Here is a 22,270-nt window from a genome sequence, read left to right as displayed (position 1 = left end):
GCATGGGTGCCGCAGCCGTGCCAAAGGAAGGCGCTACCGCTCCGGGACCTGTCATGCCGCCGAAACACAATCCGCTGAAACTCAATCCGCTGCAGCTGCGCACCCTCACCTTGCTCCAGGCGATCGCCGCCACGCCGGGCGGAGCGGCCGGCTTGCCGAACGGCGAGGTGCGCATCGGGCAATTCCCCAACGCGCATGGCGATCATTTCCATCTCGGCGAGGCGGTCGTCGCGGGCAAGGACGCGACGGGCCTCTACAACGAGGCGGTGTGGAACGCGCTGACCCGCAAGGGCCTGGCGCGCGCCGACTATCCGCGCGAGATGGTCCTCACCGCCGCGGGCCTCGCCTATGAGACCGGCATGGCCGGCGAGATCCTGAAGCGCGGCTCGCACTAGGATCTGGGCTCAATTGCCCTGAGTCATTCAAAGGCTTGTCATGGCCCGCCGGAGAGCGGGCCATCCCGTTGGTGCGCTCGTGCTTCGACGATTGTGGCGGCGTCACCTGGATGGCCCGCTTTTGCCGGCCATGACAGTGACACTGCGAATCCCAATTGAGTCCAGACCCCCTGGGCGCGCCAGCGCTCAGTCGACTTTCTTCATGACGCCGAACGGCTTGGCGAACAGCGCCTGGCCCGCCGGGCTGGAGAGGAATTTGTCGAGAGTGCGGGAATCCGCTGTAATGGTCGCGTCGTCGGTGCCGGCCTTGCCGGCCGAACCCGCGATCTTGTGGGCGCGGATCGCCGCCTTGGTCGCATCCTCGTCCATCATCGCGAGCGACAGCACGCCCTTTGCATCGAAGCGATAGAGGATCGGGACGGTACCGGGCGGCTGCTCGCTCTCCCGCTTGCCGGCCGTCTCCAGCAGGCGTGCGTTCAAGAAGCCGAACCGGCCGTACCGTGCACTGCTGACGGTCGCGACGACCAGGTCGCCTGCCTCGCCATGCGCGGGCACCACGGCCACGACGAAGCGGTCGTCGCCCTCGGGCAGGAAGTGGAAATACGTCCCGCCGCGATCGTCGGCCAGCGGCAGCGTGCGCCATGTGCCGGTGAGCGCCGGATCGTTCCGCAGCCCGGCCGTGGTCCCGACCGGCCGGCTGGTGGTCGGCGGATAGCAGCCGGCCAGTATCAGCGCCGCGCACAAGGCGAGAGCCGTCCGCAATCCCGTCATGGCGTGATCCCCTCGATTTCCCGCGATCTTCCGCGGCAAATTGGGCGGAAGCGGGGCGCCCGTTTGGAGGGCGCGCTGCCGCCCCTTATAAACCGTGCGCCATGACTCCCAAGAAGCGCCGCCGCCTCGCCTTCGCTGCCGCCCTCGTTCTCGCGAGCGGCGCGGTGGTCGCGCTGGTGCTGTTCGCGCTGCGCGACAACGTCCTGTATTTCTACAGCCCGAGCGACGTCTTCGCGAAGCACGTCCAGACCGGCGTCGCCTTCCGCATCGGTGGCCTGGTTGCGCCGCACAGCGTCAGCCATGGCGCCGGCGCCGATATCCGCTTCACGGTCACCGATGGCAAGTCCGCCATCCCCGTGACCTATCGCGGCGTTCTGCCGGCGTTGTTTCGCGAAGGACAGGGTGTCGTCGCGCTCGGCGCCCTCGATCCTGCGGGCACCTTCGCTGCGAGCGAAGTCCTCGCCAAGCACGACGAACGCTACATGCCGCCCGAGGTTGTCGATGCGCTCAAGCGCTCCGGGCGCTGGAAGGAAGGCCGATGACGGGCGAGATCGGCCTCCTCGCGCTCTGCCTCGCGCTTGCGCTGGCGGTCGTGCAAGCCGTCAGCGGCCTTGCTGGTGCGCGCGCCGATGCGGCCCTGGCGCGCAGCACTGCGTCGGCGACCGCGACGGGGCTCTTCGTTTTCGTCGCGCTGTCCTTCGGGGCGCTGGTCTATGCCGCGGTCACTGACGATTTCTCGATCCAGAACGTCGCCAACAATTCGCACACCCTCAAGCCGCTGATCTACAAGATCTCCGGCGTCTGGGGGAACCACGAAGGCTCGATGCTGCTCTGGGTTCTGGTGCTGAGCATCTACTCCGCCGCCGTCGCCGTCCTGCGCCGCGGCACGGAGCGGCTCACCAGTGCCGCCCTCGGCGTGCAGGGCCTGATCGCGGCGGCGTTCATCCTGTTCATTCTCTTCACCTCGAACCCGTTCGTGCGTCTCGACCCCGCGCCGTTCGAAGGCGCCGGACTCAATCCGCTGTTGCAGGATTTCGGCCTCGCGGTGCATCCGCCGATGCTCTACACGGGCTATGTCGGACTCTCCGCCGCCTTTTCCTACGCTGCCGCGGCGCTGATCGCGAAGGAGCGGGACTGGGCCCGCGCCGCGCGGCCCTTCATGCTCGCGGCCTGGATCGCGCTGACGCTCGGCATCGCGCTGGGCAGCTGGTGGGCCTATTACGAACTCGGCTGGGGCGGCTTCTGGTTCTGGGATCCGGTCGAGAACGCGTCGCTGATGCCTTGGCTGATCGCCACCGCATTGCTGCACTCCGCGCTCGCGACCGAGCGGACGGGCGCCTTCCGCTCCTGGTCGCTGCTGCTCGCCATCGCGGGCTTCTCGCTCAGCCTGATCGGCACCTTCCTGGTGCGCTCCGGCGTGCTGAGCTCGGTCCATTCCTTCGCCAGCGATCCCACGCGCGGCCTCTATATCCTGATCCTGATCTTCGTCGCGATCGGCGGCGCGCTCGCGCTCTTCGCCTGGCGGGCGCCGGGACTCGAGGAAGGCACCTCCTTCGAGCCGGTCAGCCGCGAGACGACGCTTCTGCTCAACAACGTCTTCCTCACCGCGGCGGCGGCCACCGTGTTCATCGGCACGCTCTATCCGCTGGTGCTGGATTCGCTGACCGGCACCAAGCTCTCGGTCGGGCCGCCGTTTTTCGCGATCACCTTCTCGCCGATCTTCGGCGCGCTGTTGCTGCTGGTTCCGTTCGGGCCGCGGCTCGGCTGGCACAAGGGCGACTGGCGTGAGGCGCTGAGGACGCTGGCACCGGCCTTCGGCATCGCCGTGGTCGCGATGCTCGCGATCCTTCTGTTCACCGCGCCCCATACCCTGACCGGCGCCGCCATGTTCGGCCTTGCCGCCTGGCTTCTGATATCGAGCGTCATCGATCTTCGCCGCCGCCGCTGGCTGACCGCGAGCGCGCTGGCCTCATCGCTTGCCCATGCCGGCCTCGCGGTGACGCTGATCGGCATCGCCGGCACCACGCTGTGGCGCAGCGAAGCGCTCGAGGTCCTGCATTTCGGCGAGAGCATGACCATCGCGGGCTACGATCTGCGGCTCGACGGCGTCGTCGGTGCCACCGGGCCGAACTTCCGGGCCGCCCGCGCCAACGTCACCGTCTCGCGCAACGGCCGCACGCTCGCGGTCATGCATCCCGAGCGCCGCCTGTTCCCGGCGGAGCGCCAGGAGACCGTCGAGACCGCGATCCGCACCACCATCTTCACCGATCTCTATCTCGCGCTGGGCGACCGCCGCGACGACACGACCTGGACGTTGCGTGCCTACGTCAATCCGCTGGCGCCGTTCATCTGGCTGGGCGCGGTGGTGATGGCGCTGGGCGGCTTCGCATCCTTGTGGTCGCGGCTGCGCAAGACGCGCGCGATCCCCGCTGCCGCGGCGGTGCCGGCCGAATGAAACGGCTTCTCGCGCCGCTACTGGTCCTGCTGCTGGGCGTCGCCGCCGTCGCGGCCCCGGTGCCGGGCACGCTGCCCGATCCGGCGCAGGAGGCCCGCGCCCGCGCCCTGCAGGCGGAACTCCGCTGCATGGTGTGCCAGGGCGAGTCGATCGCCGAGTCCAACGCGCCGCTCGCCTCCGACCTGCGCGCCCTGGTCCGGGCCCATATCCGCGCCGGCGAAAGCGACGACCAGATCAAGCAATACCTCGTCGCCCGCTATGGCGACGTGATCCTCATGCGCCCGCCCTTCGACGCCGCCACCTACGCCTTATGGCTGACACCTTTTGTCGTCTTGATACTGGCGAGCGGCGTCGCCATTTCCGTGGTGGTCAGAGCCCGGAAACCGCCATACGGCGAGGCCTGACGGAACGTTCCGATCACGTCCGCGCGAGAATCCCGAGTACAACGGCTGTGTTACGGCCTATTAATGTTTCGGAATGAATTTGGTAAGATTGGCGTAGTACTTGGCCCCTGACCGCGCTGCCATCGCAGGTCCCTTGGAGAGCTTTTGATGTCCGACCCCAAACCCAGCATCTTCCAACGCCATCGCCGCACCCTGACTTTGGGCACCGCCGCCGCCGTCGTGCTCGTCGGGCTCAGCGCTTTTGCCTTCGTGCCCGGCGTCCGTCCCGTCTCCGATGTCCAGGAACGGCAGATCGCCGCCGCCGAGCCGACCCGCGGCACGCCGCCCCGCATGCTCGAGAACGGCGCGCCGTTCAGCTTCGCCGACCTGGTCGAGCGGGTCAGCCCGGCCGTCGTCACCATCACCGCCGAGACGATGGAGACCGCACCCGTCGTCGCCGACATTCCGGCGCCGTTCCGCGATTTCTTCAACAACCAGGGCCAGGGCGGTCAAGGCCGCGCCCCGCACAAGGCGATCTCCGCCGGCTCGGGCTTCATCATCGACCGCTCCGGCCTGGTCGTGACCAACAACCATGTCATCGACAATTCCCACAAGATCACCGTGAAGCTGCCCGACGGCCGCAGCTTCGAGGCCAAGCTGATCGGCAGCGATCCGCTGACCGATATCGCCTTGCTCAAGATCAAGAGCGACAAGGCGCTCCCCACCGTCGAGTTCGGCGACGACCGCCAGGTCCGCGTCGGCGACTGGGTCGTCGCGGTCGGCAATCCCTTCGGCCTCTCCAACTCGGTCACCGCCGGCATCGTGTCCTCGCTCGGCCGCGACATCGGAAACGGTCCGTATACCGACTTCATCCAGATCGACGCGCCGATCAACCGCGGCAATTCCGGCGGCCCGACCTTCGACCTGCGCGGTCAAGTCATCGGCATGAACTCGATGATCTACTCGCCGTCGGGCGGCAGCGTCGGCATCGGCTTCGCCATCCCGGCCTCGACCATCCACGACGTGATCGCGCAGCTTCAGGCCCATGGCCATGTCGAGCGCGGCTATCTCGGCGTGAACATCCAGGCGATCACGCCGGAGATCGCGACCGCGCTCAACATCACCAGTCCCAAGGGTGCGATCGTCGCCGAGGTCGTGCCCGGCGGGCCGGCCGCCGCCGCGGGCTTCCAGCAGGGCGACGTCGTGATCGCGCTCAACGGCCGCACGGTCGAGGACAATCGCGACCTGACCCGCCACATCGCCTCGCTTCCCGCCGGGGTGAATGCGAGCTTCACCGTGCTGCGCAACGGCGACATGAAGACCATCACGGCCAAGATCGGCAATCGTCCGGACCAGCGCGTCGCCTCGAACGATCCCGACGATCGCGACGGCGCGCAGACCATGGGCGGCGGCGGCAGCGCGACGCTGCAGGCGATGGGTCTCGGACTCTCGGCGGTGACGCCGGAAGCGCGCCGCAACTTCAATATCGACCAGGCCATCGACGGCGTCCTCGTCACCCGGGTCGATCCGGACAGCGACGCCGGCGACAAGGGCATCCAGCCCGGCGACGTCGTGCTCTCCGTCGCGAACAAGCCGGTACATTCGCCCAAAGACATGCTGGCGCAGATCGCGGCGGCGCGCTCGGCGGGGCATCACAGCATTCTGCTCCTGGTCGCCACCCAGGGCGGCACCCGCTTCGTCGCGGTCGACGTCGGACAAAGTTGAGTTACCCGAGTACCGGGGCGCGCGGGCAACCGTGCGTCCTGGCCCCCGCGCCGGTGGTGGTGGCCCCATCCCCCCCGTTGCTGCCGCCGGCGCGGACCCATTCATGAGTGCAGGAGGGATGAGTGCGCATTCTCGTCGTCGAAGACGATCTCGAAGCCCAACGCTATCTCGTCAACGGGCTGAAGGAAGCGGGCCATGTCGTGGACGACGCGGCGGATGGCGAGACCGGCCTCACGCTCGCGCTGTCGCGCCCCTATGACGTGGCGATCATCGACCGCATGCTGCCCAAGGTCGACGGCCTCAAGGTCGTCGCCGACATGCGCGAGCATGCCAACACGACGCCGGTGCTGTTCCTCAGCGCGCTCTCGGAAGTCGACGACCGCGTGAAAGGGCTCAAGGCCGGCGGCGACGATTACCTGACCAAGCCCTATGCCTTCGTGGAGCTTCTCGCGCGCATCGACGCGCTGATGCGCCGCCGCTCGCCGCAATCGGTGAAGACCCGGCTCCAGGTCGGCGATCTCGAGCTCGATCTGCTCACCCGCACCGCGCAGCGCGCCGGTTCGGCCATCGACCTGCAGCCGCGCGAATTCCGCCTGCTCGAATATCTGATGCGCCATGCCAGCCAGGTCGTGACCCGGACCATGCTGCTGGAAAGCGTGTGGGAATATCACTTCGATCCGCAGACCAACGTGATCGACGTGCACATCTCGCGCCTGCGCGCCAAGATCGACAAGGGCTTCGACACCGCGCTGCTGCACACCGTGCGCGGCGCCGGCTACATGATCCGCGCGGCGCGAGCGACATGATCCGTGCGCGCCCCTGACATCCTACGGACGCAGGCCTACCGCATCGTTCTCGTCTATGTCGCGGTCTTCGCCGTCTCGGTGACGGCGCTCCTGGCCTTCACCTATTGGAACACCAAGCGGGCGCTCGACGCACAGACCGATCAGATCATCGAGGCCGAGATCACCGGCCTGTCGGAGCAATATCAGCAGCTCGGCCTGCGCGGCCTCGCCGAGGTCGTGGTCAGCCGCTCGGCGCATGGCGGCTCCGGCCTCTATCTCCTCGCCAACCGCTTCCGCCAGCCCATCGTCGGCAATCTCGATGCCTGGCCGGCCAAGAAGGAAGGCCCCGACAACTTCGTCGAGTTCGACTACCAGCGCCGGGTCGAGAACGCGCTCGAGACCCGCAAGGCCCGCGGCCGCGCCTTCCTCCTGCCCGGCGGTTTCAATCTCCTCGTCGCCCAGGACGTGCATGAGCGCTATTTGACCGAGCGGCTTTTCACCACCACGCTGCCCTGGACCGTCGGCCTCGTGCTCCTGCTCGGCCTGATCGGCGGCGCCCTGATGAGCCGCAACATGCTGGCGCGTCTCGACTCCATCAACCGCACCTCGGCGGAGATCATCGATGGCGACTTGTCGCGCCGCGTGCCGGTCGGCGCCTCGCATGACGAGTTCGATGCCCTGGCGGAGAACCTGAACGCCATGCTCGACCGCATCGAGCGGCTGATGAAAGGCGTGCGCGAGGTCACCGACTCCGTCGCACACGATCTGCGCACCCCGCTCAACCGCCTGCGCAACCGGCTCGAGGCGACGCTGCGCCATCTCGATCCCGGCAGCGACCAGGCCGGCGAGATCGAGGCCGCGGTTGCCGAGACCGATCAGCTCATCACCACCTTCAACGCGCTGCTCCTGATCGCCGAGGCCGATGCCGGCGTGACGCGCGGCGAGATGGTGCCGATCGACCTCGCTCCGATCGCGGAGGACATGGCCGAGCTCTACGCGCCGCTGGCGGAGGAGAAGGGCGTCAGCCTCAGCATCACGCCCGCCGGCGCGACGATGATCGACGGCAACCGCAGCCTGATCAGCCAGGCCCTCGCCAATCTCGTGGACAACGCGATCAAATACACCCCGTCCGGCGGCAGCGTGACGGTGACCGCCTTGGAGACGCCCCAGGGCGTCGAACTGCGCGTCGCCGACAGCGGACCGGGCATCCCGCCGCAAGAGCGTCTGCGCGTGGTGGAGCGGTTCGTTCGTCTCGAAGCCAGCCGCAACTCGCCTGGCACCGGCTTGGGACTGAGCCTTGTCGCCGCGGTCGCCCGCCTTCATGACGCGCGGCTCCTCCTCGAGGACAACAAGCCCGGCCTGCGGGCCGTGATCCGCTTTCCCAGGCCGGCGCCCCGGGTGCGCTGACAATGACCTCCCCACACGGAGGAGGTAATGAAGCGGCGATGCGTTAGACTGCCTTCCATGTTCACCGCCGCCGATCTTCCCAAACCTTTCGACCCCGCCCGCGCCGCGCGCACTTTCGATACGCTGGCCGAGCGGGGCTTCGCGCCCGACGCCGCGGCGCGCCCTGTCCTCGCCGCGATCTTCGGCAACAGCCCGTTCCTGGCCCGTCTGGCCATCCGCGAGCACGCCATGTTGCCCATGCTGCTGGCCGACGGCGCCGATCCGGCAGTCGCCGCCGCCATCGAGCATGCGCTCGCCGCCGCCGATGCCGAAACCGAGGCCGAGGCCAAGGCGCGCCTGCGCGTCGCCAAGCGCCGCGCGGCGCTGGCCATCGCGATGGCCGACATCGCAGGCCTGTGGCCGCTCGAGCGGGTCACGCGCGCCCTCACCGAATTCGCCGATGCGAGCGTGAAGGGCGCCCTGCGCTTCGTCCTGCGCGAAGCCTTCCCACGCGCGGGTCTCGCCGAGCGCGACGGCGCGGCGCTCGAGGCCGAGACCGGGCTCACCGTCCTCGCCATGGGAAAGTATGGCGCCTTCGAGCTCAACTATTCTTCGGACATCGATCTGGTGGTCTTCTACGACCCGGTCCGCTTTCCCTTCCGCAAGCGCGACGACCTGCGCGGCGCTGCCGTCGATCTCGTGCGTGGCGTGGTCCGGCTGCTGACCGATATCACCGCCGACGGCTATGTCTTCCGCGTCGACCTGCGGCTGCGTCCCGATGCCGGCGCGACCCAGGTGGCGATCTCTACCGACGCGGCGGAATCCTACTATGAAGGCATGGGCCAGAACTGGGAGCGCGCCGCCTTCATCAAGGCCCGCGCCTGCGCCGGCGATCCCGCAGTCGGCGCACGATTCCTCGAGGCGATCGAGCCGTTCATCTGGCGGCGCAATCTCGACTACGCGGCGATCGAGGACATCCACTCCATAAAGCGGCAGATCCATGCGCATGGCGGTCACGGGGCCATCGCGGTGGCCGGCCACAACATCAAGCTGGGGCGCGGCGGCATCCGCGAGATCGAGTTCTTCGCCCAGACGCAGCAGCTCATCCTCGGCGGCCGCCTGCCGGAGTTGCGCCAGCGGGCGACGGTTGCGGCGCTGGATGCGCTGTGCGCCCGCGGCCTCGTCACGGAATCCACCACCGATGATTTGAAAGCCGCCTACCGCTTCCTGCGCACGCTGGAACACCGCCTCCAGATGATCGAGGATGAACAGACCCATTCGATTCCGAAGACGGAGGACGGCATCGCGCACATCGCCTGCTTCATGGGCTATTGCGACGCCGAGGCGTTCGGCGCGGCGCTCGTGGCGCAGCTTGAGATCGTGCAGGGCCACTACGCCCGCCTGTTCGAGCGCGAGCAGGAGCTGACGGCTTCGGAAGGCAACCTCGTCTTCACCGGTGTGGAAGAAGACCCGGGCACGATCCACACGCTCCAGGCGATGGGCTTCCGCACCGCGGCGCATGTCTCGGCCGCGATCCGCGGCTGGCATCACGGCCGGATCCGCGCCACCCGCAGCGCCCGCGCCCGCGAGCTGCTCACCAAGCTTGTACCGGCGCTGCTTCCGGCGCTGGCCGCGACCGCCGATCCCGATGCGGCCTTCGCGCAGTTCGACCGTTTCCTCACCAACCTTCCGGCCGGGGTGCAATTGTTCTCGCAGTTTCTGGCGCGGCCGGACTTCCTGCGGCTCATCGCGACCATCGCCGGTTCGGCGCCGCGCCTCGCGCAGCATCTGGCGCGGGCTCCGGCGACGCTCGACGCCCTGATAGACGTGGACTTCCTGCAGACGCTGCCGAGCCGGGCGGCGCTGGACGCGGCCCTCGGCCGGCAGCTCGACGACGCGCGCGACTATGAAGCGGCGCTGGATGCGGCGCGCCGCTTCGCCAAGGAGCAGGTCTTCCGCGTCGGTGTCCAGATCATCGAAGGCGTCGCCAAGCCGGATCAGGCCGGTCCCGCGCTCGCCAATATCGCCGAGGCGGTGATCGCGGGACTTCTCGCTGTGGTCGAAGCGGAACTTGCCGAGACTGCTGGCCGCATCCCGGGCGCGCAATTCGCGGTCATCGCCATGGGCAAGCTCGGCGGTCGCGAGATGACGGCCGGTTCCGATCTCGACCTGATCTTCGTCTACGATGTGCCGGCACATGCCGAGACGAGCGACGGCGCCAGGCCGCTTCCGGTCACCGTCTATTATGCCCGTCTCGCACAGCGCCTGATTGCCGCGCTCACGGTGCATACCGCCGCCGGTGCGCTGTACGAGGTCGACATGCGCCTGCGCCCGACCGGCAACAAAGGTCCCGCCGCCGTCAGCCTTGCGTCGTTCGCGCGCTATCACGCGGAAGAGTCATGGACCTGGGAGCGCATGGCGCTGACCCGCGCGCGGGTCATCGCGGGCCCTGCCGCGCTCGCGAGGGAGGTCGAGGCCGTGATCCGCGCGACGCTGACGGCAAAATCCGATCCGGCGAAGCTCGTCGCCGACGCCCGGGACATGCGCGACAAGCTCGCGCAGCAATTCCCCGGCCGCAATCCCTGGGACCTGAAATTCGCGGCCGGCGGCTTGGTCGATATCGAGTTCGTCGCCCAGACATTGCAGTTGGTCGCCGCCGATGCCGCTGTTCTCGACACGGGCACAATCGCGGCGCTGCGCAAGCTCCAAGCCGTCGGCATGCTGGTGCCGGACCATGCGCAGGTTCTGGTCGAAGCGGCCACGCTCGAGAACGCCCTCACCCAGGTCCTGCGTATCGCGGTGGACGGGACATTGGAGCCCGAGCATGCGACGCCGGGGCTCAAGGCGCTTCTGGCGCGCGCCGGCGATGCGACGGCGTTCGATGCGCTCGAACGCCGCCTCGGCGCTCTTCAAAGGCGTGTGCGCGAAATCCGTTCAGCCATATTGTGAAGCGGAGGTGGCGAATTCGGACGGCACCACGTCGAACGCGATGCTGATCCGCTCCTCATCCGCCCCCAGCGGCACCGTACCGTGGAAGAAATAGCCCGGCATCAGGACCAGGCATCCGGCCGTCGGCGACACCATGCGCTCGGGCCAGGCGTCGCCGATCGCGTACCGTGAGGGCGGGCCGACGCGCAGCCAGCCGCGCGGACCGTCCAGTGAGGCTTTTGGCTGCGACACATAGTAAACCCCGCTCAGCCAGGCATGCGGATGAACATGCGTCTCGAAGTGGCCGTCGGATCTCGCCACCACGCCCCAGCCGCGCAGGAAGAACCGTTCCGGCCGTGCCCGCAGGAAGGGATGCGTGTCGTCTGCCGGCAGCGCCGCGACATAGCGCTCGACCGCCCGCGTGGCAGCGGATGTGAAGGCACGCGCCGCCGGCCGTTCGGACGCCGTAAGCCCATTGTGGAACCATGCATTGCCGGTGTTGCGCGCATTGGGATCGGTGTATTCGAGCTTGGAGCGCACATCCGCCGCCAGCGCCTCGCGAAACGCCGCATCGCCATATCCCTCCGGCGGCGCCATCGGCGCGACCCGGAGAAATCGTTCATAGTCGACCAGACGCCGCGTTTCTTCGGGCCGTCCCAGCAGCGCCTCGCAGACCGCCAGCGCCGCGATCACCGGCGCATACCCCATGCCGCGTGCGACAAGCGCGGCCGCGCGCGCATGGACCTTCTCGACGCTGTCGCGCGGCGCGTTATCGGCCAGCGACCCCAGCAGCAATCCGCGCAGCGGCGTCTCCGCATAGGACGCGCGGAACAGCGCTGCGAATTCGTCGTATTCTCCGGCGTCCGCCAGCGTGTCGGCAAGCTGGGTGCGCAGCGCGACGGATGCGGGCTGCTGCGCCGCCGCGTGCCGCAGCAGCGCCAGCCGGGCCTGGACATGCGATGCGAACCGTCCCGTCATGGCGGCAGCACCACGACGGCGTCGTCGCGCCAGGACAAGTGCACCGTCTCGCCCACCGCATGGCCATGTCCGGCGCCGGCGTTCTGCGTCGCGACCAACACGGGCTCGGCGCGCCCGGGTAACGCAACCGCGTAATGCGTGCGCTCGCCCAGATAGGCCGCCGATGCGATCGTGCCTGCCACGCCATCCGATCCCAACACGATTTTCTCCGGCCGCAAGGCCACCAGCACCCTCGTTCCGGCCGCGCCGCCGGCCACGCGCACGCGCCCAAGCGGCGGCGTCTCGATCGCGCCGTCGGCGCCGACCACGCCATCGAAGAAATTCATCTGTCCGATGAAGTCCGCCACCTCGCGGCAGTTCGGCGCCTCATAGAGCGCGCGCGGACCCGCCACCTGCAGGATACGCCCGCCCGACATCACCGCGATGCGGTCCGACATCGACAGCGCCTCTTCCTGGTCGTGCGTGACGAAGACGAAAGTGATGCCGACGCGCTTCTGCAGCTGCCGCAGCTCGACCTGCATCGCCTCGCGCAGCCGCTTGTCCAGCGCGCCCAGCGGCTCGTCCAGCAGCAGGACCTTGGGCCGGCAGATGAGCGCCCGCGCCAGCGCGACGCGCTGCCGCTGTCCGCCCGACAACTGGTCGGCGCGCCGGTCGCCGAAGCCCTCCAGCTTGATCATCGCGAGCGCCTCGCCGACCCGGCGCCTTATATCGGACCGCGGCAGGCGTTCGCGGCGCAGGCCATAGGCGATGTTGTCGAATACGTTGAGGTGCGGAAAGATCGCGTAGGACTGGAACACCATGTTCGACGGGCGGCGGTTGGGCGGCATGTCGGTGATCCGCTCGCCGTCCACATAGATCTCGCCGGCGCTCGGATATTCGAACCCGGCGATCATGCGCAGCAGCGTCGTCTTCCCGCAGCCGCTTGGGCCGAGCAGGGAAAAGAACTCGCCGCGCGCGATGCCGAGCTCCGCATGATCGACCGCCGTGACGCCGCCGAACCGCTTGCTCACGCCCGCGATGTGGAGAAAGCCGCCGTCGCTCATGCCCCCACCATCCTGTGGCGATCCTTCAGGCCGAAGCCGCGCACCCATTCGGCGAACACCACCAGCAACGCGGTCGACACGAGGATCACGGCGCCCAGCGCCAGCACCGCCGGCAGCCGGTCGGGAAAGCGCAGCTGGCCCCAGATATAGATCGGCAGCGTCACCTCGTTGCCGCTGAGGAAATAGGCGATCAGGAACTCGTCGAACGACACGATGAAGGTGAGCAGCAGGCTCGACACGATGCCGGGCAGGGCGAGGGGGAACGTGACGCGCCAGAACGTCATCCAACCGCTCTCGCCCAGATCCAGCGACGCCTCCTCCAGGCTCTTGTCGAAGCCCTCGAAGCGCGACATCAGGACGGTGATCGCGAACGGCACGCAGATCAGGACATGTCCCGCCGCGACCGTCAGCAGGGAGAGCGGGATCGCCGCCAGGTTCAGCAGGATCAGCAGCGAGATGCCCAGCACGATGTCCGGGATGAACAGCGGCAGGGACGAGAAGGCGAGCAGCGCGCCGCCGCCCGGCACGCGATAGCGCGTGAGCGCCTTGGCCGCCAGCAGCCCGAGCACGGTCGCCAGCAAGGCGGTGACCGCGGCGACCTCGAGACTGTTGCCCAGGGCGTGCAGCATCGCACTGTCGCCGAGCATGTCGCGGTACCATTGGGTCGTGAAGCCGCTCAGCGGAAAGGCGATGAACACCGAATTGTTGAAGGAGAACAGGGGCAGGAAGAGAACGGGCAGATAGAGGAATGCGAGGTAGAGCACCGCATAGGCCAGCAGGCCGCCGCGCCCTGGTCGCCCGCGCATCAGCGGATCCTCGCTGCGGCAGCGCGGACCGCCGTTACGAACAGCAGGGTGATCACGCCGACCGCCGCCATGCTCGCCATCGCCAGCGCCGCGCCCAGCGGCCAATTGCCGATCTTGTCGAACTGCACCTCGATCACATTCGCGATCATCGTGCCGTCCGCGCCGCCGACCAATGCGGGCGTCACATAATCGCCCGTGGTCGGCACGAAGATCAGCACCGCGGCGCCGACCACGCCCGGCAGCGACAGCGGCAGGGTGATGCGCAAGAAGCGCCGCAGCGGCCCGTCGCCCAGATCCGCGGCGGCGTCCAGCAGCGAGCGGTCGATCTTCTCCAGGCTGACATAGATCGGCAGGATGGCGAACGCCGCCCACGCATGCGCCAGCGTCACGACGACCGCCGTCGGATTGTAGAGCAGGAACTCCAGCGGCTGGTGGATCAGGCCCAGGCTCATCAGCCCGGAATTGATGACGCCGTTGTATCCGAGGATCACCTTCCAGGCGAAGACGCGCAGCAGATAGCTGGTCCAGAATGGGATGGTCAGAAGGATCAGCCAGACGAACTTCGCGCGCTCGACCCGGAACGCGACGAAATAGGCCATCGGATAGGCCAGCGCCACCGTGACCAGCGTCACCAGCGCCGAGATCGCGATGGAGCGATAGAACAGCGCGCGATAGGTGCTGCGTCCCAGGCTGGTGGCGTATTGCGCCAGCGTCGGCTGGGTGTTCAGCGCATAGCCGTCCTGGCTCCAGAAGCTGTAGAGCGCGAGAAGCGCCATCGGCGCCGCCAGGGCCACCAGCATGATCGCCATGGTCGGCGACAGCAGGACGAACCCGCGCAGGCCTTCCGAACGGCGATAGACATGCGCGAAGCGTGCCCCCCAAGCCCCCGCTGCTGCTTCCATCCGTCCGCGCTCCCTGCCGCACCGTGTTGTAGCAAGCCGGACCTTCGCCGCACACCCTTTCGCGGGCCTGCCCGGCACGATACGGTCCGGCGCTCCGCCATGGGCTGCCCATGAACGTCCACGTCCTCGATGCCGGCAAGATCGTCGCGACCGTCGCCAAGCTGCACGCCCGCATCGCCGAGCGCTTTCCCGGCTCCGGCCTCGCCCTGGTCGCCGCCGACCTCACCGCCACGGCGCGCGAGACGGCGTCGCGGGTGGCCACCCTCAGCCGTCCGCATGTCGCCCTGCGCGCGCTGGCGGCGATCGCGATCCTGGCCGGCCTGGCCGCCCAGATCTATGTCGCCCGCCTGGTCGACTGGGCCGACGTCATCCGCCGTTCCGACGCGGTCGGGATCAGCCAGGGGCTCGATGCCGCCGTCAATCTCCTGTTGCTGGCCTTTGCGGCGATCTGGTTCGTCCTGACGCTGGAGCAGCGCTGGAAGCGTCGTGCCGTGCTGCGCCGCCTGTTCGAGCTGCGCTCCTTCGCCCATGTCGTCGACATGCATCAGCTGACCAAGGATCCGACGATCGTCCTGGCCTCCGGCCCCGCCACCCCATCCTCCCCCGCGCGGCGGATGAGCGAGTTCGAGCTCTCGCGCTATCTCGACTACTGCGCCGAGATGCTGGCGCTGATCGCCAAGCTCGCCGCGCTCTATGCCGGACGGATTCAGGATCCGGCGGTGATCGGGGCGGTGAACGAGGTCGAGGCGCTGACCTCCGATCTCGGCCGCAAGATCTGGCAGAAGATCATGATCATCTCCCGGCTCGAGGACCGTTCGGCGACGCCCGCGCCATGAGCGCAGGCGGCATGTGTTCCAGGGTCTTCCACCGGAGGGCGCATCTCTCCTAGCCTGTGTCGATGACCGAAAAATCTTCCCCGCTACCCCTGCCGCATCTGCTCCTGGCCTTTGCCATCGTCGCGGTGTGGGGAACGAATTTCGCGGTGATCAAGATCGCGCTGGGGCACATGCCGCCGCTGCTCTTCGCGACGCTGCGTTTCATCCTCGCCTTCCTGCCTGCGGCGTTCTTCCTGAAGCGTCCGGCCGTTCCCCTGGCGCATCTGGCGGCCTATGGCGTTCTGATCGGCGCCGGGCAGTTCGGGCTGCTGTATATCGCGATGGAGCACAGCATCTCGCCCGGTCTCGCCTCGCTGGTGGTCCAGGTGCAGGTCTTCTTCACCATCGGCCTCGCCATGGCTTTCGCGAAGGAGCGCATCCGGCCGTTCCAGATCGCGGCGCTGGCGCTCGCCGCGGCGGGCCTGGGCATCATTGTCGCGCATGGCGGCTCCGATGCCACGCCGCTCGGCCTCGGTCTGACGCTTGTCGCCGCGCTATGCTGGGCGGCCGGAAACCTGATTGCCCGCGCCAGCCCGCAGGTGAGCATGCTCGCCTATGTGGTGTGGTCGAGCCTGTTCGCGGTGCCGCCGCTCCTCGCCCTGTCGCTCCTGTTCGAAGGCTGGCCGGCGATCGAGACGGGGCTTCGCTCCGCCGGCGCGGCGACCTGGGCTGCGGTGCTCTACCAGTCCATCGGCAACACGCTGTTCGGCTATGGCAGTTGGGCCTATCTGCTGTCGCGCTATCCGGCCGCCACCGTCACGCCCTTCGCCCTTCTCGTGCCGGTGTTCGGCATGGGGACGTCGGCCCTGGTGATGGGCGAGCCATTGCCGTCCTGGAAGCTCGGCGCGGCCGCGCTGGTGCTGGGCGGCCTTGCCGTCAATCTCGCCTGGCCGCGGCTTCGCCTGGTGTTTGCGGCGCCGAACGTTTAGTCGGCCGCGACCGGCGCGCCGCCCGAACTCATCGACCGCCGCGCCAGCCACACCACGGCGATCATCGCGATGCTGAGCCAGCCCGAGAGCCAGAACAGATCGTCGGCCGCCAGCAGATAGGCCTGCTGCGCCACCGTCCGCGCCAGCAGGGTGTAGGACTGCAGGTCGGTGAAGCCGAAACCGTGCAGATGCGCCATCGCCTGCTGCATCGCCGGTTCGTAGGCCGAGGAATGATCGGAGAGCCGGCTCTGGTGCAGCGCCTCGCGCCGGTCCCACATCGTGGTCGTGATCGAGGCCGCGAAGCCGCCCGCCGTGATGCGGGTGAAGTTGGAGATGCCGGAGGCCGACGGAATCCGCTCGGGCCGGATGCCGTCGAGCGAGATCGTGAGCATGGATACGAAGAAGGTGCTCATCGCGATGCCCTGCACCATCAGCGGCCAGACGAAGTCCCAGAACCCGGCATCCTGGGTGTAGCCGGCGCGCATGAAATAGGAGACGGCGAAGGCGACGAAGGAGATCGTCGCCATGATCCGCGCATCGATCCGCGCCATGAAGCGCGCCGCGATGGGCGTCAGGAGGACGGCGACCACGCCGCTGGGGGCCGCAACCAGGCCCGCCCAGGTCGCGGTATAGCCGACATTGGTCTGCAGCCACAGCGGCAGGAGAAGGACATTGGCGAAGAACACCGCATAGCCGAGGCAGAACGCCACCGTGCCCAGCGCGAAGTTGCGGTGCTTGAACAGGGACAAGTCGACCACGGGGTGCTCGTCGGTCGTTTCCCAGATCACCCAGGCGAAGAAGCCGACGACCGCGACGACGGCTTCGATCACGATCATCGGCGACGAGAACCAGTCTGCGTCCTTGCCGGTGTCGAGCATGATCTGCATGGAGCCGACCCAGATCGCGAGCAGCGCCAGTCCGACCTTGTCGATCGGCAGCTTGCGCGTCGGCGTCTCGCGCGATTTGAGATTCGTCCAGCACAGGAAGGCGCAGAGCAGGCCGATCGGTACGTTGATCAGGAAGATCCAGCTCCAATGGATATTGTCGGAGATGTAGCCGCCCAGGATCGGGCCGAGGATCGGCGCGACGAGCGTCGTGATCGACCAGATGCCCAGCGCGGTCGCGCGCTTGTCCGACGGGAAGATCGAGATCAGCAGCGCCTGCGAGCCGGGGATCATCGGACCCGACACCGCGCCCTGCAGGATGCGGAAGAAGATCAGCGCATTCAGGCTCCAGGCGATGCCGCAGAGGAAGGACGCGATCGTGAAGGCGAGCACCGCCACCACGAACGTCCGCACCACGCCGAAGCGGCCCATCAGCCAGCCGGTCAGCGGCACCGCGATGCCGTTCGACACGGCGAAGGAGGTGATCACCCAGGTGCCCTGGTCGGTCGATGCGCCCAGATTGCCCGCGATCGTCGGCAGCGAGACGTTCGCGATCGTCGTGTCCAGCACCTGCATGAAGGTGCCCAGCGCCAGCGCCACCGCTGTGACGGCGAGCGCCATGCCGGCGAGAGGCCTTGGCAATGCGGCGCCGGGCGCGCTCATGGCTCAGCCGCCGTTCTGCTGCAGGATGCGCTTGATGAGCGCGTCGGCTTTGGGGCCGCCCTCGTCGCCGGGATCGCCCTGCATCGAGCGCAGCGCGCGCGACGACCCGACCGCCGGGCCGGAGGTGTCCGAAATGTCGACGCTCACATCGACCGAAAGGCCGACGCGCAGCGGATGCTCCCGCAATTCCTTCGGGTCGAGCGCGATGCGGACCGGCACGCGCTGCACGATCTTGATCCAGTTGCCGGAGGCGTTCTGCGGCGGCAGCAAGGCGAAGGCGCTGCCGCTGCCGGCGCCGAGGCCGACGACCTTGCCGTGATAGGTCACGCCGCCGCCATAGAGGTCGGCGGTGACCTCGACCGGCTGGCCGAGCCGCATGTCCCTGAGCTGGCCTTCCTTGAAGTTCGCGTCGATCCACACGCTGTCCAGCGGCACCACCGCCATCAGCGGCGTGCCCGGCGCGATCTGCTGGCCGATCTGCGCGGTGCGTTGCGCGATCACGCCGTCGACCGGGGAATAGAGCTTCATATGGCCGTAGATGATCGCGGCCTGGCGCAGCTGGGCGATGGCGGCCAGCACGTCGGGATTGTTCTGCACATCGGTTCCGTTGACCGAGGCTTCGGCCTGCGCCAGGCCGCTTTGCGCGACCGCGAGATTGGCATTCGCGGATGTCACCAGGTCGCGGGCATGGCTGAGCTCCTCATGCGACACGGCATTGCCGGCCGAGGCGCGGCGGCCATAGTCGCCCTGCGCCTGGACAAGGCCGATGCGCGCCGCTTCGAGCTGGGCACGTCCCTGGTTCACTTTGAGGAATTCGCTGCGCACCATCCGCACCGTTCGCGCCAGATTGGCGGCGGCCGCGTCCAGCGCGACCTTCGCCTTGTCCGGGTCCAGATCGATCAGCAGCTGTCCGCGCCGCACCGTCTGGGTGTTGTCCGCATAGAGATTCAGGATCGTGCCGTTCTCGCGGCTGGTGATCGCGACGACGTCGCCGCCGACATAGGCGTCGTCCGTGCCCTCGAAATGGCTCGCATAGAAAAACCAGTAGAGGCCATAGCCGAGCAGTCCCACGACCACGACGACGGCGAGGATGGTGAGCAGGTTGCGGCGGGAGTCGGTGCGATGCCGGCCGACGGGCGTTGCGTCACTCATGGGCATTGTCCTGAAGGTTGGAAATTGCGTCCGCGGTATGGCTCTCCGGCACGTAGCCGCCGCCGACCGCCATCAGCAGCGTCACGCGCGCCGACGCGGTGTCGGCGACCAGCGCTGCCGATTGGCGACGGGAGCGGATCAGCAGATCTTCGGCGTCCAGCACGTTGAGTTGCGGGCTGAGCCCGCTGCGATAGCGCCGGGCCGCGAGGTCGAAGGCCGATTGGGCCGAGGCCAGCGCGATGCGCTGCTCGCCCGCCTGCTCCTGCAGGGTGCGCAGGTCGGTCAACGCATCGGCGGTCTGCCGGATCGACGTCACGACCGACTGGTTGTAATCGGCGACTGCTTCGTCGAGCTGCGCCGTGGCGCCGGCGTAATTGGCGTCCAGGGTTCCGGCGTCGAAGATCGGCAGATGGATCGCGGCGCCCGCGCCGTACTGCACCGACGAGCCGGAGAACAGCGGTCCCAGACCCAGCGCCGCCGAGCCGGCCAGCGCGATCAGGTTGATGTCGGGGTAATAGGCCTTGCGCGCGACCTCGCGGCCCTGGAACGCCGCCTCGATCCGCGCCTGGGCGGCGGCGATGTCGGGACGCCGCGCCAGAAGATCGGCCGGCAGCGTCGCCGGCAGCGCCAGCGCCGCCGCGTTCAGATGCGGCCGCGCGACGTCATAGGCATCGGCGCCGCGGCCGATCAGGGCCGCGATCTGATGCACCGCGAGTTCGCGGTTGGCCTTTGCCAGGATCAGCTCCTCGCGCGCCGAAGCCAGCAGCGAACGGGTCTGCTCCTCGGCCGCGCTGGCGTCGAGACCGGCCTTCACGCGTCCGGCCGTCAGCGACAGCACGCCCTCCTGGCGCGTCACCGCCTCTTGTGCGACGTCGAGCAGGAGATAGGCGCGATCGAGCGCGATATAGGCCTGGGTCACGCTGCCGGCGAGCACGAGCCGCGCCGCGGTGGCATCCAGCGCCGCGGCATGGGCCGTGGCGCGGGCGCGATCGATCTCCGCCTGCTGCTTGCCGAAAAAGTCGAGCGACCAGTTCAGGTTGGCCTGCAGCGTGCCGACCCATTGCGTCGATCCGCCATAGGGCGGTGGAATGATGTAGGTCTTGCTGAGGTGCTCGCGCACCACGTTTCCGTCGGCCGAGACCTGCGGATAGGTCGCCGCACGGCTGGCGGACAGTTGCGACTGCGCGGCGCGCACGCGCGCCAGCGCCGCCGCCAGCGTCGGGCTGCCCTTGAGCGCCGCGTCGACCAGCGCGTCCAACTGCGGATCGCCGAACGCCGTCCACCATGTATCCGACACGAGCGGGGCAGGCGCGGCGCCCAGGCCCAGCGTTGCCGGCTTCAGCGCGATCTGGCTCGGCGTCGTCGACGGCGTATCGACACAGCCGGCCAGCAACGCGCCGGCGAGCACCAGGGCGATCATGCGCGTCATTGTGCGGCCTCCCGCTTCTTGGGTCCGGCGACCGGCGTCGCCTCGAGGGCATCCATCAGCTTGGTCATCAGCGCGATCAGCGATGTCGCTTCGGCATGGCTGAAATCGTCCAGCACGTCGTTCCAGAAATCGGTGATGCGCGGCATCAACTCGGCGGCGATGGCCACGCCTTCCGCCGTCAGTTTCAGGTCGACGACCCTGCGGTCGTCCGTGTTCCGGGTGCGTGTCAGCAAGCCGCGCTTTTCCAGCTGGTCCACCAGCCGGGTCGTGGCGCCGGTGTCGTGATCGAGATGCCGCGCAATCCCCGCGCACGTCGTGGCGATGCCGTCGCGCAGCGCCATCAGCGTGACCCAGTGCGAAAAGGTGAACTCCGCATCGGCGAAAAGGGCCTCGGCCCGCGGCATGGTCAGATTGTGCAGGCGGCGAATGAGATAGCCGAGCGACTTGCGTCCCTCGAACGTCTCGGCCCGGTAATAGGGCTTGGCCATGCATCCCTCATCGATTGTTGCTCGACCAATAACTGCTCAGGCAGTATTGTCAAGGAACCGTCGCAGAAAGTTGACGACCGTTTCGGCAAACTTCCTGGAAGAATGGTGGCGAAGCCGCCATAAGCCCCTAAACGGTTCGATGGCGTCCCAGGTCTGCAAAGCGTCGCGCAGTGTCCTATATTACGAACAAGACCAGGCTGGCGCCGTGAGCCACATCCGGGAGACAGACATGACCAGGACATTCGGCGCGAAATCCACGACCGATGAGGTTCTCGAGGGAATCGACCTCCGCGGCAGGCGTGTGCTGGTGACGGGCGCGTCGGCGGGCCTGGGCGTGGAGACCGCCCGGGTTCTGGCGGCGCACGGCGCGACCGTGGTGGGCGCGGCCCGCGATCTCGAAAAGGCGCAGCGGGCGACGGAGATCGTGCGCAAGGACGCGGCGCAGGGCGGCAGTCTCGCGCTGGTCGAGCTCGACCTGGCATCGCTCCGGAGCGTGCGCGCCTGTGCCGATGCGCTGGTCAAAGCGGGCAAGCCGTTCGACGTCGTGATCTGCAACGCGGGCGTCATGGCATGTCCGAAGGGCAAGACGGCGGATGGCTTCGAGACGCAGTTCGGCACCAATCATCTGGGCCATTTCGTGCTGGTGAACCGGATCGTCTCGCTGCTTCACGGCGGCTCGCGGCTGGTCAACCTGTCGTCGGCGGGACATCGCTTCTCCGATGTCGATCTGGACGATCCCGGTTTCGAGCACACGCCCTACACCGAGTTCGGCGCCTATGGCCGCTCCAAGACGGCGAACATCCTGTTCGCGGTGGAGTTCGACCGGCGGCACAAGGCCGAAGGCATCCGCGCGACCGCCGTGCATCCCGGCGGCATCCAGACCGAGCTTGGGCGCCACATGACGCCGGAACTCGTCCAGAGCATGATCAAGAGCATCGACGACGGCAACAAATCGGCGGGCGCGCCCGCGTTCGAATGGAAGACGATCCCGCAAGGCGCCGCCACGACGGTGTGGAGCGGCTTCGTCGCGCCGGCCGACGAGGTCGGCGGCAAATATTGCGAGGACTGCCATGTCGCGCAGTTGCAGGAGAACCCGCAGGCACGCGGTGGCGTGCGCGGCTATGCGCTCGATGCCGAACACGCCAAGGCCTTGTGGGCCAAGAGCGAAGAGATGGTGGGGGAGCGCTTCTAGCTGGAGCGGGCGCCGCTTCCACATGACCTGCCGACCGAAGGCAAAATGAAGGGCCGCCCTCGCGGCCCTCATCACAACCACCTGAATTTGCAGAAAAACCT

20 protein-coding genes are annotated in these 22,270 nt (G+C 68.1%); 11 read left to right on the top strand and 9 right to left on the bottom strand.

What is annotated here, in order from left to right; all coding sequences use genetic code 11:
- The first annotated feature begins 53 nt into the window (after nt 1-53).
- Nucleotides 54-395 carry a hypothetical protein gene (locus WDM91_13830; protein ID MEI9995670.1) on the top strand — a complete coding sequence of 114 codons (342 nt, stop codon included), beginning with the start codon at nt 54-56 and terminating at the stop codon, nt 393-395.
- A 186-nt stretch (nt 396-581) separates the two neighbouring features.
- On the opposite strand, the gene WDM91_13825 is transcribed toward WDM91_13830, so the two are convergent.
- Complete coding sequence (locus WDM91_13825) at nt 582-1,166, bottom strand: hypothetical protein (protein ID MEI9995669.1); 585 nt, start codon at nt 1,164-1,166, stop codon at nt 582-584.
- 101 nt (nt 1,167-1,267) lie between these two features.
- Here WDM91_13825 and ccmE point away from each other — a divergent pair, with 101 nt between their 5' ends.
- From ccmE to WDM91_13790, 7 genes are all read left to right on the top strand, one after another.
- Nucleotides 1,268-1,708, top strand: a complete 441-nt coding sequence (gene ccmE, locus WDM91_13820; GenBank protein ID MEI9995668.1) for a cytochrome c maturation protein CcmE — start codon at nt 1,268-1,270, stop codon at nt 1,706-1,708.
- Nucleotides 1,705-3,621 carry a heme lyase CcmF/NrfE family subunit gene (locus WDM91_13815; GenBank protein ID MEI9995667.1) on the top strand — a complete coding sequence of 639 codons (1,917 nt, stop codon included), beginning with the start codon at nt 1,705-1,707 and terminating at the stop codon, nt 3,619-3,621. The genes ccmE and WDM91_13815 overlap by 4 nt, the downstream gene beginning before the upstream one ends.
- On the top strand, nt 3,618-4,025 hold the full coding sequence (locus WDM91_13810; GenBank protein MEI9995666.1) for a cytochrome c-type biogenesis protein: 408 nt from the start codon (nt 3,618-3,620) through the stop codon (nt 4,023-4,025). Before WDM91_13815 ends, WDM91_13810 begins: the two co-directional genes overlap by 4 nt.
- 147 nt (nt 4,026-4,172) lie before the next feature.
- On the top strand, nt 4,173-5,729 hold the full coding sequence (locus tag WDM91_13805) for a Do family serine endopeptidase (GenBank protein ID MEI9995665.1): 1,557 nt from the start codon (nt 4,173-4,175) through the stop codon (nt 5,727-5,729).
- Nucleotides 5,730-5,851: 122 nt separating this feature from the next.
- Nucleotides 5,852-6,535 (top strand): response regulator transcription factor, encoded by a 684-nt coding sequence (locus WDM91_13800; GenBank protein ID MEI9995664.1) that lies wholly within the window; start codon nt 5,852-5,854, stop codon nt 6,533-6,535.
- 3 nt (nt 6,536-6,538) lie between these two features.
- Complete coding sequence (locus tag WDM91_13795) at nt 6,539-7,921, top strand: HAMP domain-containing sensor histidine kinase (GenBank protein MEI9995663.1); 1,383 nt, start codon at nt 6,539-6,541, stop codon at nt 7,919-7,921.
- A gap of 57 nt (nt 7,922-7,978) precedes the next feature.
- Nucleotides 7,979-10,849 carry a bifunctional [glutamine synthetase] adenylyltransferase/[glutamine synthetase]-adenylyl-L-tyrosine phosphorylase gene (locus tag WDM91_13790; protein ID MEI9995662.1) on the top strand — a complete coding sequence of 957 codons (2,871 nt, stop codon included), beginning with the start codon at nt 7,979-7,981 and terminating at the stop codon, nt 10,847-10,849.
- On the opposite strand, the gene WDM91_13785 is transcribed toward WDM91_13790, so the two are convergent.
- Genes WDM91_13785 through WDM91_13770 form a run of 4 tightly spaced genes read right to left on the bottom strand, consistent with a single transcriptional unit; the run spans nt 10,835 to nt 14,557 of the window.
- Entirely contained in the window at nt 10,835-11,806 is a 972-nt protein-coding gene (locus WDM91_13785) for a putative 2OG-Fe(II) oxygenase (protein ID MEI9995661.1), read from the bottom strand. The two genes, WDM91_13790 and WDM91_13785, sit on opposite strands and share 15 nt — an antisense overlap.
- A complete protein-coding gene (locus WDM91_13780) occupies nt 11,803-12,849 on the bottom strand; it encodes an ABC transporter ATP-binding protein (protein MEI9995660.1) in 1,047 nt (348 codons plus the stop codon). Before WDM91_13780 ends, WDM91_13785 begins: the two co-directional genes overlap by 4 nt.
- Entirely contained in the window at nt 12,846-13,655 is an 810-nt protein-coding gene (locus WDM91_13775; GenBank protein ID MEI9995659.1) for an ABC transporter permease, read from the bottom strand. The genes WDM91_13780 and WDM91_13775 overlap by 4 nt, the downstream gene beginning before the upstream one ends.
- Entirely contained in the window at nt 13,655-14,557 is a 903-nt protein-coding gene (locus WDM91_13770) for an ABC transporter permease (protein MEI9995658.1), read from the bottom strand. The genes WDM91_13775 and WDM91_13770 overlap by 1 nt, the downstream gene beginning before the upstream one ends.
- A 110-nt stretch (nt 14,558-14,667) precedes the next feature.
- Here WDM91_13770 and WDM91_13765 point away from each other — a divergent pair, with 110 nt between their 5' ends.
- Together WDM91_13765 and WDM91_13760 are read left to right on the top strand one after the other, a co-directional pair.
- Nucleotides 14,668-15,393: a hypothetical protein gene (locus WDM91_13765; protein MEI9995657.1), complete on the top strand. Its 726-nt coding sequence runs from the start codon at nt 14,668-14,670 to the stop codon at nt 15,391-15,393.
- A 62-nt stretch (nt 15,394-15,455) separates the two neighbouring features.
- On the top strand, nt 15,456-16,361 hold the full coding sequence (locus tag WDM91_13760; protein ID MEI9995656.1) for an EamA family transporter: 906 nt from the start codon (nt 15,456-15,458) through the stop codon (nt 16,359-16,361).
- Here WDM91_13760 and WDM91_13755 read toward each other — a convergent pair.
- From WDM91_13755 to WDM91_13740, 4 genes are read right to left on the bottom strand one after another with little or no spacing between them, the layout of a single operon-like run.
- Nucleotides 16,358-17,908, bottom strand: a complete 1,551-nt coding sequence (locus WDM91_13755) for a DHA2 family efflux MFS transporter permease subunit (GenBank protein ID MEI9995655.1) — start codon at nt 17,906-17,908, stop codon at nt 16,358-16,360. The genes WDM91_13760 and WDM91_13755 overlap by 4 nt on opposite strands.
- Before the next feature lie 3 nt (nt 17,909-17,911).
- The gene (locus WDM91_13750) at nt 17,912-19,060 is read right to left on the bottom strand and encodes an efflux RND transporter periplasmic adaptor subunit (GenBank protein MEI9995654.1); all 1,149 of its coding nucleotides are present in this window, start codon (nt 19,058-19,060) and stop codon (nt 17,912-17,914) included.
- A complete protein-coding gene (locus WDM91_13745; protein ID MEI9995653.1) occupies nt 19,053-20,489 on the bottom strand; it encodes an efflux transporter outer membrane subunit in 1,437 nt (478 codons plus the stop codon). The genes WDM91_13750 and WDM91_13745 overlap by 8 nt, the downstream gene beginning before the upstream one ends.
- Entirely contained in the window at nt 20,486-20,977 is a 492-nt protein-coding gene (locus tag WDM91_13740) for a MarR family transcriptional regulator (protein MEI9995652.1), read from the bottom strand. The genes WDM91_13745 and WDM91_13740 overlap by 4 nt, the downstream gene beginning before the upstream one ends.
- Before the next feature lie 229 nt (nt 20,978-21,206).
- On the opposite strand from WDM91_13740, the gene WDM91_13735 reads away from it, so the two are divergent.
- A complete protein-coding gene (locus WDM91_13735; protein ID MEI9995651.1) occupies nt 21,207-22,169 on the top strand; it encodes an SDR family NAD(P)-dependent oxidoreductase in 963 nt (320 codons plus the stop codon).
- Nucleotides 22,170-22,270: the final 101 nt, after the last annotated feature.

It is taken from the genome of Rhizomicrobium sp., assembly GCA_037200385.1.
Classification (GTDB): Bacteria; Pseudomonadota; Alphaproteobacteria; order Micropepsales; family Micropepsaceae; genus Rhizomicrobium.
Note: the sequence above shows the minus strand (reverse complement) of the source record. Positions and strands in the feature narration are given on the sequence as shown.

Bases quoted from the DNA above. Each gene is read 5' to 3' on its own strand.
- WDM91_13830 (MEI9995670.1), top strand. From the start codon at position 54: ATGCCGCCGAAACACAATCCGCTGAAACTCAATCCGCTGCAGCTGCGC.
- WDM91_13825 (MEI9995669.1), bottom strand. From the start codon at position 1,166: ATGACGGGATTGCGGACGGCTCTCGCCTTGTGCGCGGCGCTGATACTG.
- ccmE (MEI9995668.1), top strand. From the start codon at position 1,268: ATGACTCCCAAGAAGCGCCGCCGCCTCGCCTTCGCTGCCGCCCTCGTT.
- WDM91_13815 (MEI9995667.1), top strand. From the start codon at position 1,705: ATGACGGGCGAGATCGGCCTCCTCGCGCTCTGCCTCGCGCTTGCGCTG.
- WDM91_13810 (MEI9995666.1), top strand. From the start codon at position 3,618: ATGAAACGGCTTCTCGCGCCGCTACTGGTCCTGCTGCTGGGCGTCGCC.
- WDM91_13805 (MEI9995665.1), top strand. From the start codon at position 4,173: ATGTCCGACCCCAAACCCAGCATCTTCCAACGCCATCGCCGCACCCTG.
- WDM91_13790 (MEI9995662.1), top strand. From the start codon at position 7,979: ATGTTCACCGCCGCCGATCTTCCCAAACCTTTCGACCCCGCCCGCGCC.
- WDM91_13785 (MEI9995661.1), bottom strand. From the start codon at position 11,806: ATGACGGGACGGTTCGCATCGCATGTCCAGGCCCGGCTGGCGCTGCTG.
- WDM91_13780 (MEI9995660.1), bottom strand. From the start codon at position 12,849: ATGAGCGACGGCGGCTTTCTCCACATCGCGGGCGTGAGCAAGCGGTTC.
- WDM91_13775 (MEI9995659.1), bottom strand. From the start codon at position 13,655: ATGCGCGGGCGACCAGGGCGCGGCGGCCTGCTGGCCTATGCGGTGCTC.
- WDM91_13770 (MEI9995658.1), bottom strand. From the start codon at position 14,557: ATGGAAGCAGCAGCGGGGGCTTGGGGGGCACGCTTCGCGCATGTCTAT.
- WDM91_13765 (MEI9995657.1), top strand. From the start codon at position 14,668: ATGAACGTCCACGTCCTCGATGCCGGCAAGATCGTCGCGACCGTCGCC.
- WDM91_13760 (MEI9995656.1), top strand. From the start codon at position 15,456: ATGACCGAAAAATCTTCCCCGCTACCCCTGCCGCATCTGCTCCTGGCC.
- WDM91_13755 (MEI9995655.1), bottom strand. From the start codon at position 17,908: ATGAGCGCGCCCGGCGCCGCATTGCCAAGGCCTCTCGCCGGCATGGCG.
- WDM91_13750 (MEI9995654.1), bottom strand. From the start codon at position 19,060: ATGAGTGACGCAACGCCCGTCGGCCGGCATCGCACCGACTCCCGCCGC.
- WDM91_13745 (MEI9995653.1), bottom strand. From the start codon at position 20,489: ATGACGCGCATGATCGCCCTGGTGCTCGCCGGCGCGTTGCTGGCCGGC.
- WDM91_13740 (MEI9995652.1), bottom strand. From the start codon at position 20,977: ATGGCCAAGCCCTATTACCGGGCCGAGACGTTCGAGGGACGCAAGTCG.
- WDM91_13735 (MEI9995651.1), top strand. From the start codon at position 21,207: ATGACCAGGACATTCGGCGCGAAATCCACGACCGATGAGGTTCTCGAG.